Source organism: Mesorhizobium sp. WSM4847 (assembly GCF_055811335.1).
Map to the genome: position 1 here is coordinate 231,537 of NZ_JBVVPY010000002.1, position 15,351 is coordinate 246,887.

Annotated in this window: 14 protein-coding genes and 1 tRNA gene; 11 read left to right on the top strand and 4 right to left on the bottom strand. The window is 57.7% G+C overall.

The genetic code is table 11. The annotated features are described in order from the left end of the window. Positions 1-103 precede the first annotated feature (103 nt). Together chpT and AC0L28_RS03875 are read left to right on the top strand one after the other, a co-directional pair. A complete protein-coding gene (chpT, locus tag AC0L28_RS03870) occupies positions 104-733 on the top strand; it encodes a histidine phosphotransferase ChpT (protein WP_023797937.1) in 630 nt (209 codons plus the stop codon). Between the two features lie 244 nt (positions 734-977). Continuing rightward, entirely contained in the window at positions 978-1,346 is a 369-nt protein-coding gene (locus AC0L28_RS03875; RefSeq protein WP_023797938.1) for a response regulator, read from the top strand. A gap of 118 nt (positions 1,347-1,464) precedes the next feature. Here the strand turns inward: AC0L28_RS03875 and ctrA are convergent, their stop codons facing one another. Next, the gene (ctrA, locus tag AC0L28_RS03880; RefSeq protein ID WP_006203583.1) at positions 1,465-2,160 is read right to left on the bottom strand and encodes a response regulator transcription factor CtrA; all 696 of its coding nucleotides are present in this window, start codon (positions 2,158-2,160) and stop codon (positions 1,465-1,467) included. Between the two features lie 450 nt (positions 2,161-2,610). Here ctrA and AC0L28_RS03885 point away from each other — a divergent pair, with 450 nt between their 5' ends. Then, on the top strand, positions 2,611-2,988 hold the full coding sequence (locus AC0L28_RS03885; RefSeq protein WP_023797940.1) for a flagellar export protein FliJ: 378 nt from the start codon (positions 2,611-2,613) through the stop codon (positions 2,986-2,988). A gap of 414 nt (positions 2,989-3,402) precedes the next feature. Here AC0L28_RS03885 and sciP read toward each other — a convergent pair whose 3' ends face one another. Next, positions 3,403-3,678 (bottom strand): CtrA inhibitor SciP, encoded by a 276-nt coding sequence (gene sciP / locus AC0L28_RS03890; RefSeq protein ID WP_006203587.1) that lies wholly within the window; start codon positions 3,676-3,678, stop codon positions 3,403-3,405. A gap of 274 nt (positions 3,679-3,952) precedes the next feature. Here sciP and mnmA point away from each other — a divergent pair, with 274 nt between their 5' ends. Further along, positions 3,953-5,143 carry a tRNA 2-thiouridine(34) synthase MnmA gene (gene mnmA / locus AC0L28_RS03895; RefSeq protein ID WP_077380422.1) on the top strand — a complete coding sequence of 397 codons (1,191 nt, stop codon included), beginning with the start codon at positions 3,953-3,955 and terminating at the stop codon, positions 5,141-5,143. Between the two features lie 55 nt (positions 5,144-5,198). On the opposite strand, the gene AC0L28_RS03900 is transcribed toward mnmA, so the two are convergent. Next, on the bottom strand, positions 5,199-6,164 hold the full coding sequence (locus AC0L28_RS03900; RefSeq protein ID WP_023797942.1) for a Gfo/Idh/MocA family protein: 966 nt from the start codon (positions 6,162-6,164) through the stop codon (positions 5,199-5,201). Positions 6,165-6,492: 328 nt separating this feature from the next. Between AC0L28_RS03900 and AC0L28_RS03905 the strand changes: the two genes are divergently transcribed. The 7 genes from AC0L28_RS03905 (at position 6,493) to AC0L28_RS03935 (ending at position 13,747) form a co-directional block, all read left to right on the top strand. Beyond that, positions 6,493-6,569: transfer RNA gene (locus AC0L28_RS03905), tRNA-Met, on the top strand. 312 nt (positions 6,570-6,881) lie between these two features. Then, positions 6,882-8,675: a putative bifunctional diguanylate cyclase/phosphodiesterase gene (locus AC0L28_RS03910; RefSeq protein WP_128247152.1), complete on the top strand. Its 1,794-nt coding sequence runs from the start codon at positions 6,882-6,884 to the stop codon at positions 8,673-8,675. A gap of 69 nt (positions 8,676-8,744) precedes the next feature. Further along, positions 8,745-9,266: a ubiquinone biosynthesis methyltransferase UbiE gene (locus tag AC0L28_RS03915; protein ID WP_473475640.1), complete on the top strand. Its 522-nt coding sequence runs from the start codon at positions 8,745-8,747 to the stop codon at positions 9,264-9,266. Next, positions 9,263-10,441 (top strand): methyltransferase domain-containing protein, encoded by a 1,179-nt coding sequence (locus AC0L28_RS03920; protein ID WP_473475643.1) that lies wholly within the window; start codon positions 9,263-9,265, stop codon positions 10,439-10,441. The genes AC0L28_RS03915 and AC0L28_RS03920 overlap by 4 nt, the downstream gene beginning before the upstream one ends. A 14-nt stretch (positions 10,442-10,455) precedes the next feature. Then, entirely contained in the window at positions 10,456-12,822 is a 2,367-nt protein-coding gene (locus tag AC0L28_RS03925; RefSeq protein WP_473475841.1) for a SpoIIE family protein phosphatase, read from the top strand. Positions 12,823-12,824: 2 nt separating this feature from the next. Continuing rightward, entirely contained in the window at positions 12,825-13,388 is a 564-nt protein-coding gene (locus AC0L28_RS03930) for a slr1658 superfamily regulator (RefSeq protein WP_287240399.1), read from the top strand. 20 nt (positions 13,389-13,408) lie between these two features. Then, positions 13,409-13,747 carry a slr1659 superfamily regulator gene (locus tag AC0L28_RS03935; RefSeq protein WP_023797948.1) on the top strand — a complete coding sequence of 113 codons (339 nt, stop codon included), beginning with the start codon at positions 13,409-13,411 and terminating at the stop codon, positions 13,745-13,747. 230 nt (positions 13,748-13,977) lie between these two features. On the opposite strand, the gene melA is transcribed toward AC0L28_RS03935, so the two are convergent. After that, entirely contained in the window at positions 13,978-15,351 is a 1,374-nt protein-coding gene (melA, locus tag AC0L28_RS03940) for an alpha-glucosidase/alpha-galactosidase (RefSeq protein WP_287259345.1), read from the bottom strand.

The window sequence follows — 15,351 nt, forward strand, 5'->3', positions numbered from 1 at the left end:
GTGTATTCAGTAGGCCTTGGGAGAGCGAGCGTGATTCGTGTGGGCAGGCGTGATCGTTGATCGCCCGGCCATTTCCAGTGAAATTTTGCAGGGACTTTCGCCGATGGCCGAGCTTTTCACCCTTTCCGCACCCGATCTCGCCGCGCTTTTGTGCAGCCGGGTCTGCCACGACATCATTTCGCCGGTCGGCGCCATAAACAACGGGCTTGAGCTGCTCGACGAAGGCGGCGCCGACGAAGACGCCATGAGATTGATTCGCCAGAGCGCCAGAAACGCTTCGGCCCGCCTGCAATTCGCCCGCATCGCCTTCGGCGCAGCCGGTTCTGCCGGCATGATGATCGACACCGGCGATGCCGAGGCCGTTGCGATCGCCTTCTTGAAGAACGAGAAGCCGGAACTGATCTGGAATGGACCCCGTGCGCTGCTGCCCAAGAACAAGGTAAAGCTGCTGCTCAACCTCATTCTCGTCGCCAACGCTGCCATTCCGCGTGGCGGCAAGCTTACGGTCACGCTTGAAAACCTCGACACGGAACCACGCTTTGCGCTCGCCGCGAGCGGTCCGATGCTGCGCGTGCCGCCCAAATTCCTGGAGCTCCATTCCGGCAACAAGCCTGAAGAACCGATCGACGCGCATTCGGTGCAGCCCTACTACACACTGCTTTTGGCGCGCGAGGCGAACATGACAATATCGATCCACGCGACCGCAGAAGAAATCGTTCTCTCGGCTGCTTGAAGTTGCTAAGAAATGATTGAAAAGAACAGATAAGAGTTTTTAGACAATATTTACTACGCCATCACGGTGGAATGAAATGAGCCATCCAGGCTAGTTCGGCCGAAGCATCGGTTAAGAAGTTTCCGTAAAAGCTGTTCTTGCAAAATTTTACCTATCGGCTTTTCAGCTTCTTTACCGGATTGATCCTACGGTGCCTCCAGACCGCGACGCTGCCGGATTGCCGCATGGCAAAGAGGGCCCGGAAATGAAACGCTGCATGTTCATCGATGAGTCGAGCGTCATCAGGAGGGTTGCAAAGCGCATCCTGGGTGGTTCCGACATGCTGGTCATCGAAGCTGCCAGCGGGCTTGATGCGGTTGAGATGTGCACTGCCGACATGCCGGATATCATCATTGTCGACGGCGCCTTGCCGGACATGCAGGCCGAGGACGTCATTCGCCGCGTACGCGCCATGGAAAGTCCGATACAACCCCAGATCCTGATTTTGCTGGTTGAGGTCGACGTCGCTTCGATCATGCGGGCAAAGCGCGCCGGCGCGCAAGGCTATTTGCTGAAGCCGTTCACTCGGCCGCAACTTCTCGAGCGCTTCCGCACCTTGAGATTTGCCGGCTGATTCGCCGCCGCTGGCGCATGGCCGCGGAAATCGGCTCTCCAATATCTGCGACATAAAAACGCAAAATCCGGCCGAAGCCGGATTTTTCGGAAAAATCGATCGGATCGGCGTCGTCAGCTCAGGCGCTGACGCGGATGTCTTCCGGCTCGCGCAGCACGTAGCCGCGACCCCAAACCGTCTCGATGTAGTTCTGGCCGCCGGAAGCAGCGTCGAGCTTCTTGCGCAGCTTGCAGATGAAGACGTCGATGATCTTCAGTTCCGGTTCGTCCATGCCGCCGTAAAGGTGGTTGAGGAACATTTCCTTCGTGAGCGTAGTGCCCTTGCGCAGCGAGAGCAGCTCCAGCATCTGGTATTCCTTGCCGGTCAGATGCACGCGCTGGCCACCGACCTCGACGGTCTTGGCATCAAGGTTGACCACCAGGTCGCCGGTGGTGATGACCGACTGGGCATGGCCCTTGGAACGCCGCACGATGGCGTGGATGCGGGCGACCAGTTCGTCCTTGTGGAACGGCTTGGTCATATAGTCGTCTGCGCCGAAGCCGAGGCCACGTACCTTGTCCTCGATGCCGGCCATGCCGGAGAGGATAAGGATCGGCGTCTTCACTTTGGAAAGGCGAAGTGTTCTCAACACCTCGTATCCCGACATGTCGGGGAGATTAAGGTCGAGAAGGATGATGTCGTAGTCGTAGAGCTTACCTAGATCGACCCCTTCTTCGCCAAGATCGGTCGTATAGACATTGAAACTTTCCGATTTCAGCATCAGCTCGATGCTCTGTGCGGTCGCACTGTCATCTTCTATCAGCAGAACACGCATTTCATTCCCCTTTTCTGCTGCCGGACCATTTCACGACCCGTCCAGGACCGGAGCAGTGATTGCCTGAGCAGAGGCTGCCATCGAATGGTTAACAAAACCTAATTCCGTGCCGTTGACGGTACCAGATTTTTTAACCCTTTTCTACACCCTGTTGAATTTAATAGCGAATCTAAGAACCAAACCGCTAATGCAAAACATTAATAAGCCAGACTAAGTGACTCCAGGGACTCGCTAGCCGTGCTTCCGCATCGGGGCCGGAATTTTTACCCGGCCTTAAGTCCTGAGCCGTATGATTAACAATGCCCGTAAACGAATGGTTACCGCCGGCAAAAAACTTTAGGAATTTGTTTCCCATAGTTCTGGTAAAGTCGGTGGGAGCGGGTCGAAGCCTGAGTTTGCCAGGCGGATTAGACGATATGTGCAGGTGTGCGTTTCCAGGAGTACCGAATCATGAAGTCACGTGAAAACCTCGTTCGGCTGAAGCAGTTTCAGGTGAACGAGAAGCGGCGGCAGATGCTGCAACTCGACATGATGATCGCCGAATTCGAGCGCATGGCTGTCGAACTGGAACTCCAGATCACTGCCGAAGAAAAGAAAGCCGGCATCACCGACATCAACCATTTTGCCTATCCGACCTTCGCCAAGGCAGCACGCTTGCGCCGCGACAATCTCAGAAATTCGCAAAGCGACCTCGCCCAGCAGCGTAGCGTTGCCGAATCACTGCTTGGCGAAGCCGAAGCGGAGCTTTCCAAAGCAGAAATGCTCGAATCACGCGACACCAAGATCCGAGACGCCGAGACCGGCGGCCGCAGCGCCATGATCGGCTGAAAACAAGGCTTTCAGGCCGGTCAGCACCCAGCGATCAGGGCGTTGCCCATCTGGAATGTCGCCGCTCGTAGGTCGAGCAACTGCCAGTTTCAGGCCTACGCTGCCAAATCCCCTTGATGCTCCGCGACCGCCCGCACCTGGCATCCTGATGTCGGGCGCAGGCGATTCCGGCCAGGACCTTATCTGATTGAGCAGCCCACCAGGTTCCGGCCGAGTTCGGCTCGAGGCCGACCGCGCAGGCTTGTGGAACTCGGCAAGGTCGACGCGAAAATGCTTGCTCCAAGAAGCAGGCGCTGCTCATGCCTTTTGTCAGCCCGATCGGCAGGTGGTGCTGACCGTCTGAAGCAGAGAAAACCTGTCGGCAAAGCAAAAAGGGCGCGGATTGCCGCGCCTTTTGACATCCTTGAACCAGCCCTAATGCCGATATTGCTGGATGCGCGTCGTGCGCAGGCCGGCAAGGCCATATTCATCGATCGACGCCTGCCAGGACAGGAATTCCTCGGTGGTCAGCTTGTAGCGCTGGCATGCCTCTTCGAGGCTCAGCAGCCCGCCGCGCACCGCCGCCACCACTTCGGCCTTGCGCCGGATAACCCAGCGACGTGTGTTCGTCGGCGGCAGATCGGCAATCGTAAGGGGGCTGCCGTCAGGCCCGATAACATATTTGACGCGCGGTCTAACAAGATCGGTCATCGTACTCTCTACTAAAAACTCAAAGACCCAATCCCCACCACATTACCGCCACAGCTTTAAAATTTGCCTAAGCGATCCCTAATAGCTAGGTAAGGATCATGAACGCCGCGTTAGTCTTTTCGTCGGCATTTGAGGCATCTGCCCAGCAAGCGCCCGAATCCGTTCAAAAAAATCGGCCGGTTCGCGAAGCTGGCGCACCCGGAAAGCTTGACCTATATTCCGGCCATTGGCATTCAGGCGCCGTCATCCAGGCGCCGTGCAGAACGAAAGAACCATGAACAGCCTCGACCTTCCCGGACGCCCCGAAGATACCCGCATCGTTGTCGCCATGTCGGGCGGCGTCGATTCGTCGGTTGTTGCCGGCCTTTTGAAGCATGAAGGCTATGATGTCGTCGGCGTCACGCTGCAGCTCTACGACCATGGCGCGGCAACGCACCGGGCCGGCTCGTGCTGCGCCGGCCAGGACATCGACGATGCCCGCCGCGTCTCCGAAACGCTCGGCATTCCGCATTATGTGCTTAATTACGAGGAGCGTTTCCGCAAGGCGGTTATCGACCCCTTCGCCGAGAGCTATGTGGCCGGCGAAACGCCCATCCCTTGCGTTTCCTGCAACCAGACGGTGAAATTCGCCGACCTCCTGGCGACCGCCAAGGAACTCGGCGCCGAGGCGCTGGCCACCGGCCATTACATCCGCTCCGGCGCCAACGGCGCCCATCGCGCGCTGTACCGGCCGGTCGACGCAGATCGCGACCAGAGCTATTTCCTGTTCGCCACCACACAGGCGCAGATCGACTACCTGCGCTTTCCGCTCGGCGGCCTGTCGAAGCCGCAGGTTCGCGCCATCGCCGAGGAAATGGGGCTGACGGTCGCTGCCAAGCAGGACAGCCAGGACATCTGCTTCGTGCCGCAGGGCAAGTACTCCGATATCATCGCCAAGCTGAAGCCGACTGCTGCCAATCCGGGCGACATCGTCCATATCGACGGCCGCGTGCTCGGCCGCCATGAAGGCATTTTGCGCTACACGATCGGTCAGCGCCGCGGCATCGGCATTGCCTCGGGGGAGCCGCTCTACGTCGTCCATCTCGACGCCGACCGGGCCCGCGTCGTCGTGGGCCCGCGCGAGGCGCTGGAAACGCACAAGATCTATTTGCGCGACATGAACTGGCTGGGCGACGCTGCGCTGTCAGATATTCCGGCCGCCGGGCTGGAGCTTTTCGCCAAGGTCCGCTCGACACGCCCGCCACGCCCGGCCGTGCTGCGTCACAACGCCGGGATCACTTCAGTGGAACTGGTCGACGGCGAGTCCGGTATCGCGCCCGGCCAGGCCTGCGTGCTCTATTCCGACGACGGCAACGAGGCCCGCGTTTTCGGCGGCGGCTTCATCGAGCGTTCCGAACGCGGCGCCGAGGCCGAGGCGATGCTGACGCGGCTGGCGGCCCGGCCGGCGCAGATTCCCGCCGAATAGACGATAATCCCGATCTATCGGGATCGATCAGGCTCTGATACAGCCGCACTTTCTCTCAGGAAGACGATCCGGTGTGGGCAACCGTGCCAGCGGTCAGGATACGCAGCACCCTGATGGCTTCCTCGCCGCTGGTACGAGGTTCTGCCCGCGTCTCGATGCACTGGATGAAATGCTCGAGCTCTCGCGTCAGCGGCATGCCCTCGCCCACTGCAACATAGGACGGCTCGTTGGTGGTGAAGGCCCATTGGCCGCTGTCTTGCCAGACCGCGTGGCGGTAGACGGCGAGCTTGCGCTCCCACGGCTCGACATCGTCGAACACCGCCATCGCCTTGGTGCCGACCACGGTCAGCCGCCGTTCGCGGTAGGGATTGAGCCGCGACGCGAATAGGTGGCTGCGCAGACCGTTGGGAAAGCGCATGTGCAGATGCGCGAAATCGCTGAGATTGTCGAGGAGCGCTGCCCCTTCGCCACGCACCTCGATCGGTTCCGTGCCGGTGATGGCCAGGATCATCGACAGATCGTGCGGCGCCAGGTCCCACAGCGCATCGTTCTCGGTGTGGAACTTGCCGAGCCCGAGCCGGTGCGAATGGATATAGCGGACCTCGCCGAGCTCGCCGTTGTCGATCAGCGCCTTCAACGTCTCGAAGGCGGGATGAAAGCGCAGCACATGACCGACCATGAAGACGCGGCCATTGTCGACCGCCGCCTTCACCGAACGCTCGGCATCGGCCACCGTCAGCGCGATCGGCTTCTCCACCAGCACGTCCTTGCCGCCCTGGACGGCGCGCACCGCCATATCGGCGTGGAACTGCGGCGGCAGCGCCATCACAATGGCGTCGATGTCGCTGCGCACAAACAGCGCCTCCGGCTCGATCGCCAGGCAATCCTGCTCACTGGCGAAACCTTCGGCGCGGGCAGGGTTGACGTCCGAGACCGCGTGCAGCGCGCCGAGCGCCTTGAGGGTGCGGATATGGTTGCTGCCCCAGTATCCGCAACCGAGGACTGCAATGCGCGGTTTCATCATTCCAACTCTAGAATTTCGTGGCCGAGACATAGCGGCGCGCCCCGCCGAACTCAACCCGGCATTTCTGTGCCCGATTGTCTGCCCGGCAAAGCTTTTCGGCCATCAGAGCGAGGTGCGTCCGCCTGGACACACAAAGTACGTCTCAGACCGAGAAGCTTGGCGACGCGACAGGATGCGATAGAGTGTGGCGCCAGACCGGCTGCGTCGACACCGGCTGCATCGATGCTTGACAGGCTTGGCGTCCCAACCTTATATCCGCCCGACCTTGGCGAACGCTTCGACATGCCCTCTGATTTGAGGCAGATTTCGGGCCTTTCGCCGCCCTGGCGGGGTAGCTCAGTTGGTTAGAGCACGGGAATCATAATCCTGGGGTCGGGGGTTCAAGTCCCTCTCCCGCTACCACCTTCAAAATTGCCCAACAATTCTCCGGCCCCTTCATGACTCCCGGAAGCCCAGCGTTTGCGGGATGTGCGGCCGAAAGCTGGGGAGAGCGGAAACAACCTTCCCATTCAATCTGCTCTCCGAATGTCCACCATTCTCCGAAGCTGGGGAGCCTTTTGGATCTTCGATCCGGCCCATCCGCGGGCACAATCTTTGCGTTTCCGCCAACGGTTCCGCCAATGGCGTCTCTATGACTTGCCCGCAAGCACCGCCGCAACCTATAGGTTTGCAACTAGCCTTATGGTTTGCTAGCTTCACCGTAGGGATGAGGAGATGCGGATTTTGTACCGCCTTTGGAAGTGGCTCTTACGTCCGAAAGCACTGGGTGCCGGAGCGAACAGGGAGGAGCTTTCACCAAGTCATCCGTCCTCCATCAGCGAAGCACGTCTCCTGGACTTTTTGGCGAACACGACTGATGGTGTGTCGTTCTATGATCAGGACTTCCGCCTGACGCACTACGCAACCAACCTCAAAAGCATCCACAGCCGCCCGCCAGTTGCGGGCGACGCTCTGTGGGAGATTTATCCGAACGTCGACACTGAGCTCATCGAAAAATTTGTTCGCGTGCTGCGCGGCGGCACTCCAATAAATGTCAATCTCCAGCGATCGCTGGGGGAGGCGCCCCGTTCCGCTGTCGTTTTCGGCGCTGCGAATGGAATTGGAATCATTGAATCCAGAGAAAGGGAGCGGGGCGGGCGGGGCTCACCGGAAGAGCAAGAGCGTATGATGCTCCTTCATCAGGCGACGCATGACGCATTAACCGGATTGCAGAACCGGCGGGGGTTCAGCGAAAACCTGCAACAAGCTCTGTCGGTGGTCGATGAGCCAAATGCCACTGCCCTGCTGCAAATCGACCTTGACGGTTTCAAAGCGGTCAATGACACACTCGGCCATGGCACGGGCGATACGTTGCTTCAACTGGCAGCAGGCCGGATCCGGGACACGCTGCAGGACGGCGAACTCGCATACCGGTTAGCTGGAGACGAGTTCGCCGTCATTCAATCGCGTACGGGACAGCCCGCCGAAGCGGAACGCCTCGCGGGGGCGTTAATTGAAGCATTCAAGGCGCCGTTCATGATCAACGACATCCCCGTCTTCGTCGGCGCGAGCATCGGAATTGCATTCGGACCGGGACACGCGACCGAGGGCGAGCAGTTGATGAAGGCCGCGGATATCGCCCTTTATGCCGCCAAAAGAGACGGACGCGGCTGTGCGCGAATTTTCAATCGCTCGATGCAGCTCCTGCTCGAACAGCGTGAAAACCTGAGGCGCAGTCTTCGAATGGCGCTGGACCGGAACGAGCTTTATCTTGAATATCAACCCCTCATTCGGGCTCCCGCGTCGGTCGTGGGCTTCGAAGCGCTGCTGCGATGGCGGCATCCCGAAGTCGGGACCATTCCTCCGAGCGTGTTCATACCGATCGCCGAAGCCGACGGTCTCATGGACGAGATTGGACGATGGGTGATCGAAGAAGCCTGCCGCCAAGCAACGAGATGGCCGTCTTCACTGACGGTCGCCGTGAACCTGTCGCCGGCGCAGTTCCTGAGCGGTTCGCTCACGGACACGGTTGCTCAGATCGTCGACGCAGTCGGAATCCGCGCCGACCGGCTTGAGCTCGAGATTACCGAAACCGTTCTTCTCGAGCAAACCGTCGACAACATTGACACACTGAATACCCTGAATGTCCTCGGGATAAGGATCGCGCTAGACGATTTCGGCACCTACTACTCCTCGTTGAGTTACCTTAAGAACTTCCCGTTCGACACATTGAAGATAGACCGATACTTCATAAAAGACTTAGAAACCGATCGAAAAAGTCAGACGATCGTGCGATCGATCATAGGCATGGCGCACGGCTTGGGGATAAGCGTCACCGCGGAGGGAGTTGAAACGCCGGGACAAGCACAGTGGCTGATCAGGGAAGACTGTGATTACCTCCAGGGCGATTTCCTTGGACGGCCACTCGGAGCCGAGGCGACGCGCGATTTCATCAGGCGATCTCCCAAGGAACTAATACGCGAAAGTGGGGACGAAATCTGGCGATCCAGCGTCCGGCCCCATGCATAGCGGCGTGGACGAAACTGAGGGGTCGCATCGCTTGACTAAAATGCAGCCAGAAACGAGTGAGGAACGCCAATGAATATTGCTTCTCATGCCGAAGATGGCGAAGCAGTCTTTGAGACAATGATCCAGATCGATTTGGACGTCAAAACTTTTATGTCTGATTGGATGCTCTGCGATCAACTCTCGACCTACTCGGCGCGGATGATCAGCCATAACAGAACTGACTCCGTACGGCATTCAAACCTCTTTTCCTCTGCGTTGAACGAATTATTGGAGGTCGCCTTTCGTACGCGGCATTACGGCGGTGAAATAGCCTGTAGAGTGTCCCGCCGGGGTGAGACGGACAGGATCGAACTGACATTCCCTTGCATGCCCGAAGAACGACAATTCTTTGAAGAAGCGGTGTTTCAAATTACGGGATCCGAGGCAATGGAGCGCTATCTCAACTCAGTATCCGGAGACCTCGCGCCCAGTCGTGAAGTCGTTCTCCTGGAACTCGCCATCGACTACAACGCGACCCTTCGAGTCGAGCAAGTCGGCGCTGAAATCATCACTCTTGTCGTCGATCTTCCGCTTGAGGGCATGCCAAGTTGAGCGCGTACAACCTTTTCCCGCGTTTCAGAGCGCAATACGATGCAAACGATCAGGAGTTCTCGATATCGGGAATACTGCGGCCCCAATCGATCGATGAGCTTGCGCCCAGCATTGCCCTGTTGAAGGAATCAATCGCTCGTGTACGCGGCACTCTTTACGTAAACGTCAAACGATTGACGCAAATGAACAACACCGCATTTCATGCTTTCTCGCGGGTCATTATTGACGCCTGTCGCGTTCGACCAGATCTCAGGTTCGTACTCGTAACGTCAAGCGTTGTCGGGTGGACGACCAGAAAATTCGGGCGCCTGAACGGAATCGAAGCGAACATCACTGTTCAAGAGTATGACAGTGATTTCTATCCGGGGCAGAGCTTCCTCGAAGAAGGCGGGTTCATTCCGATCCTCCGCACACAGACGAAGATGACTTGGCGCCACGAGCGCACAATCTTGCCGCGACACGGCATGCAACCCGGTATCATCATGGCCGACATCTGTTGCGGAATTGGTGATTTCGCCGTACTCGTGCAGAAAGAATTTCAGCCATCACGGATTGTCGCTCTCGACCATTCCAGATCAAGCCTTGCTTATGCGCGAAGCGTGGCTGCGGCGTTCGATATCGGAGGAATTGAATACACCTATGGCGACGCGTCAGAAATGCTGCTCGACCGAGATCAGTTTGACTTGGTCACATGCCGACACTCCCTGCAGGTGTTCAACAAGCCCGAACTGATTCTCAAGGAACTCTTTCGCATCTGCAAGCCGGGGGGACGCGTCTACATCACGAATGAAAAGAACTCGCACTGTCTGGGCGAACCGCGCGCCGATAGCATCCAGTGGACCTATAATGAAGTCGCCAAGCTTTGGGCGCACTTCCAGATGGATATCGAGCTTGGCCCCAAAAGCCGTCGATACCTGGTCGAAGCGGGGTTCGAAGACATTCGAGTCGAGTCTTTCGTGGTCACCAACCACGACGGCGATCCGCAGGACTTCGCAGATGTCGTCGCGGCATGGGAGAACGTCTATGCAGGCGAGATGGCGACAAAGCGAGGTGACCCGCCGGCGTTCATCAGACGGTTCCGACAGGGTTTCCAGGATCACATTTTCGCTGCGCTCCACCCCAAGGGATATGCCGGCTGGCCAATCTGGGTTGCATCGGGACGTAAGCCACTGTGAGCGAGTCGCATGCCATTTCCCCCAAACCCTGGTCCGTTTTCCGGCCTAACAGCTTCCGCGCGAAATTCATAATCGTTGTAGGCGGGGCGGTGCTGTTCGACCTCCTGGTCGGTGGGAGCGTCGCCCTGTGGAACGTCAACCGGCTTTCCCGCGACGCGACGTACCAGATCGAGAGCGGCCTCACCAAGGCGAGCCAGGAATACCTCCAGAATTATATCGAGACGACTGCTCTGCGCGCCGATCTCCTGTTCGACCAAATGCACTCCGAGGTTACCGCACTTGCAGGCTCCATGCAGAGACTGATCGATCATCCAGAGGCGAAGGAGGCAATCGGCAACGCGCTGGCGACGGACTCCTATTTCAATGCGCCGCTTATACATGACCCCAAGGGAAACTGGATGCAGAGCCCACAAGGGTCGCCTTCGGTCTTGAGTATCTGGGGATATCTTCTCTCCCCCGATGGCCGACCGAAGCCCGAAATTCTCCACAAAATTCAGGAGAGTGCGGCGTTCGACATTTTTGGCCCAAGCCAAATGGCAACAGGCGCCAGGAAGTTGCAGGTCTATTACGTTGGACCGAAGGCAGCACCTATCATGCGCACGACTCCTTACTCCGATCAGGCGCAAACCTTCGACAAGCTCTATCCGGGCCACAACAACGCAAATTTCTGGGATTTCTTCTTTCCTGGCGTCTATGAGCGCTGGCAGGGGTGGATCAGGGACTCGAATTCGCGCCCCGTAAAAGGCGATGACATCACGGCGACTGCCCCATATATCGATGCGATTACCGGTAAGCTCATAGTGAGTTTCTTCCATCCGCTCTGGACGAAGGACCGCAAGGATGTCGCCGGCATGGTCGCTTCCGACGTAACGCTCGATCAACTCGCTGAAATCGTCGAAAGCGTGAAGGTCGCTGAGACGGGCTTCGGTTTTCTCACCATGTCGAATGGCAATGTGCTCGCGATCAAGCCCGAAGGCGAGAAAACGCTCGGGCTCAAGATTGCAAGCGGTGCGGCGGGTCAAGGCGTTACCGGACTCGATCGCTCGCTCAAAAAGAGTACGCATTCGGCCGTTGCGGCGCTCGAACTTCCTGCCGACGACAAGACGGTCATCAAGCATATTTCGATTTGGGAGGATGGCGAAGCCGAACCTCACATCGTCGCGCTTCGCCGACTGGAGGCAGTCAATCTCTGGAACAGCACGGGGTCCATCACAGCCGAAAACCAGATGCTCGGCTTCGTCGTCCCGGAGCGGGAAATCTATGCTTCCCTGCTTGCAGCGCAACAGAGCATTTCCAGCGCGACCAACCGGATCCTGGTCTCCCAGATCATCGCAATTATCATTTCGCTCCTGATTGTCTTTGCGGCTGTCTTCGGAATCTCAAAGCGGATCACCGCAGGCCTCAGCGCGCTTGCAGCAGCCGCAAAGCGGCTCCAGGCACAAGACTATTCAGTTCGAGTAAGCATTCCGACGCATGACGAAGTGGGAGAGGTGGGGGTCGCGTTCAACCGGATGGCGGAGGAGATCAGCTTCCATACGGAAAATCTCGAGCAAATCGTCGATGAAAGAACGAAGGAGCTTGAAGACGCAAATCAGGAGATTTCCGCCCTCAACAGCAAATTGCGAGATGAGAACCTCCGCCTTGGTGCAGAGCTTGCAGTTGCCAAACATATCCAGATGATGGTTCTGCCGAGAGCCAGCGAACTCGAAGCCATCCACGGGGTCGAAATCGCCGCTTATATGCGGCCGGCCGACGAGGTCGGCGGCGACTACTACGACGTCTTGCAAGAGGGATCGCGGGTCAAGATCGGGATCGGCGATGTGACAGGCCACGGGCTCGAAAGCGGTGTGCTGATGCTGATGGTTCAATCCGTTGCACGCGCACTGCAGGAGACTGGCGAGGACAATCCACGTCAGTTTCTCGATCGACTGAACAGAGCCATCTATAAAAATATCGAACGGACCAACACCGACAAGCATCTCTCGCTGGCCTTTCTTGACTTTGAGAATGGGAGGGTGACCCTGTCAGGGCAGCATGAGGAGGTTCTCGTCGTTCGTGCAAATGGAGAGATCGAGCGTATCGATACCGCCAATCTTGGTCTGCCGATCGGCCTCGAACGCAACATCTTGCCGTTTATCGCAACGCGCGACATTCCGTTCAACAGCGGCGATGTGATCGTGCTCCACACGGATGGTGTGACCGAGGCGGAAGATCAGGAGGGAAAATTGTTCGGTTTGATACGCCTCTCTAACAGTGCGCGCCACTATCATCGCAGGAGCGCCGAGGAGATCAAAACTGGAATTATTGAGGACCTGATGGCGCATATCGGAACACAGAAAATCCACGACGACATCACGCTCGTGATCATGAGGCACAAGTAGGAATGACAACACTGTTCGGAACAGCCGACTTTGCAATTGGAATGAGAGAGAGCGTCAGCCGCGTGCGATTGTTCGATGGACCTCTCGACCTGAGTTGGCATCATTGCGCTACTACTTCGGACTTCATCGCGGACGTTTTTGCCCTGCGCTTCCAGTCTTCTCGCAACGACTACAGGGAAGTGCGACACAGCATTGGCTATCTAGTCAACGAACTGATTGAAAATGCGGTCAAGTTTCGTGCGCCAGGCGAGATCACGATCGAGGCGGCCATAGAATCGGAAAGCTTTAAAATCAAGGTTTCGAATGTTGTTGACGTCGAAACAACCGCTAAATTTCAAAATCTTCTGTCGGAGATCACAGCCGGCGATCCGGGTGAGCTCCTGATCCAGCGAATCGAAGAGAATGCCGCGGACCCTCAGACAACAAATTCCGGTCTTGGATTGCTGACGTTGATGAACGACTATGGCGCGAGCCTGGCTTGGGTCTTCAGCCCCGCCGACGAAAGGGACCAGGTTCGCCTGGAAACATATGCTTCAATTGTGGTATCATCAGAAACTTATAACTAAAACGAAATGAAGACAAAATCGTGGACATAACAACGACAAATTATCGCGTGTGGAACGAAGGAAGCGATGTTTATTTTGACGGCGTAATGAGGTTGTCCAGTTCTGAGGCCTATGCGCCCATTTTGCAGCTAATGATGAATGTCCTTACCTCCAATCCTACTACTATAACGATACATGTATCAGACTTGGAGTTCCTTAACTCGTCGGGCATCAATTTATTGGCCAAATTTACCATAGAGGTCAGAAAGCATCCAGAGATCCAACTCATTGTCCGGGGAAGCTCGGAAATACCTTGGCAGTCGAAATCGCTGCCAAATCTCAAAAAACTACATCCTGCGATGGTACTCTTCGTTGGCTGACAGGCGGGTTTATCCAGGCGCCAAAGACCATTCGGCTACACTTTCCGGACGTCTGCCTTTTGAGATGCGAATCGAAAAGGACGGGAGCGGGCTCATACGCTCTGGCATCCGGCTGAATGCCGCTTCCGAGGCGGCGGCCGAAAGGCCGGTCAGGGTCATGACTTCCGGTACGGCTGAACGTCGGCGTTGGAGACGCCATATCGCGGTTCCAAACCAGGACCGTTCCGTCCTTACGCTGCCTGCACGTTTTTCGAGATCCGCGCCCACTCCGGAATCCAGTCGCGGTGCGCGGCGAGCAGGTCGTCGACCAGCGACCAGATCTGGTCGAGATCGAGCTCGGCGGCGGTATGCGGATCCATCATCGCCGCGTGATAAAGATGCTCGCGGTTTTCCGTCATCAAGGCCGCGACAGTCAGTTCCTGCACATTGACATTGGTGCGGATGAGCGCCGTCAGTTGCGGCGGCAAGGTGCCGATGAAGGTCGGCTGGATGCCGGACGCATCGACCAGGCACGGCACTTCGGCCGCGCAATTTTCCGGCAGCGAGGTGATGCAGCCATTGTTGCGGACATTGCCGTAAATAACCGAGGGCTCGCCGGTCCAGACCGAGTTCATGATCGAGGAAGCATATTCATGGCTCTCCTCGATCTCGATGTTCTCGGCGCTCCGGTAGGCGGCCGCCTGCCCTTTCCACCGCTCGATCTGCTCGATGCAGCGCTTGGGATATTCATCGAGCGGAATGCCGAATTTCTCGATCAGATCGGGCCTGCCGTCCTTGATGAAATAGGGCGTGTATTCGGCGAAATGCTCCGAGCTTTCGGTGACGAAATAGCCGAGGCGGGTCAGCACCTCGTAACGCACCTTGTTCGGGCAGCGCGGATTCCAGTGGCTGGGTTTCGGAAATCGCCCGTCGCGGTAGCCGCGCACGAGATCCGGATAAAGGTCGCGGTAGCTGCCATCGGCCTGCCGATGCTCGAATTTCAGGTAGAAGGCCATGTGGTTGATGCCGGCGGCACGGTAACGGATTTCCTCGAGCGGGATTTCGAGATCTCGGGCGAGCTCGAAAGCCGTTCCCTGCACCGAATGGCAGAGACCGACCTGCTTGATGAGCGGATACTTTTCCGCAATCGCCCAGGTGTTGATCGCCATCGGGTTGACGTATTGCAGGAGGATGGCGTCGGGGCAGATTGCCATCATGTCTTCGCAGATTTTCCAGAGGTGCGGAACGGTGCGCAAACCCCGCATGATGCCGCCAACGCCGAGCGTATCGGCGATCGTCTGGCGCAGGCCGTATTTCTTCGGCACCTCGAAATCAGTGACCGTGCAGGGCTCGTAGCCGCCGATCTGGAAGGCAACGACGACGAAGTCCGCGCCTTCCAGGGCCTTGCGCTGGCTGGAATGCGTCTCGATCGTCGCCGCAGAGCCAAGCGTCTTGACCAGCTTTCCGGCGACGATCTCGCTTTCTTCCAGGCGCTGCGGATTGACGTCCATCAGCGCGATGGTAGCGCCCGAAAGAGACGGCCGCTGCAGCACATCGCCGATGACATTCTTCATGAAGACGGTGGAACCGGCCCCGATGAACGTGATTTTGGGTTGTCTCGTCAT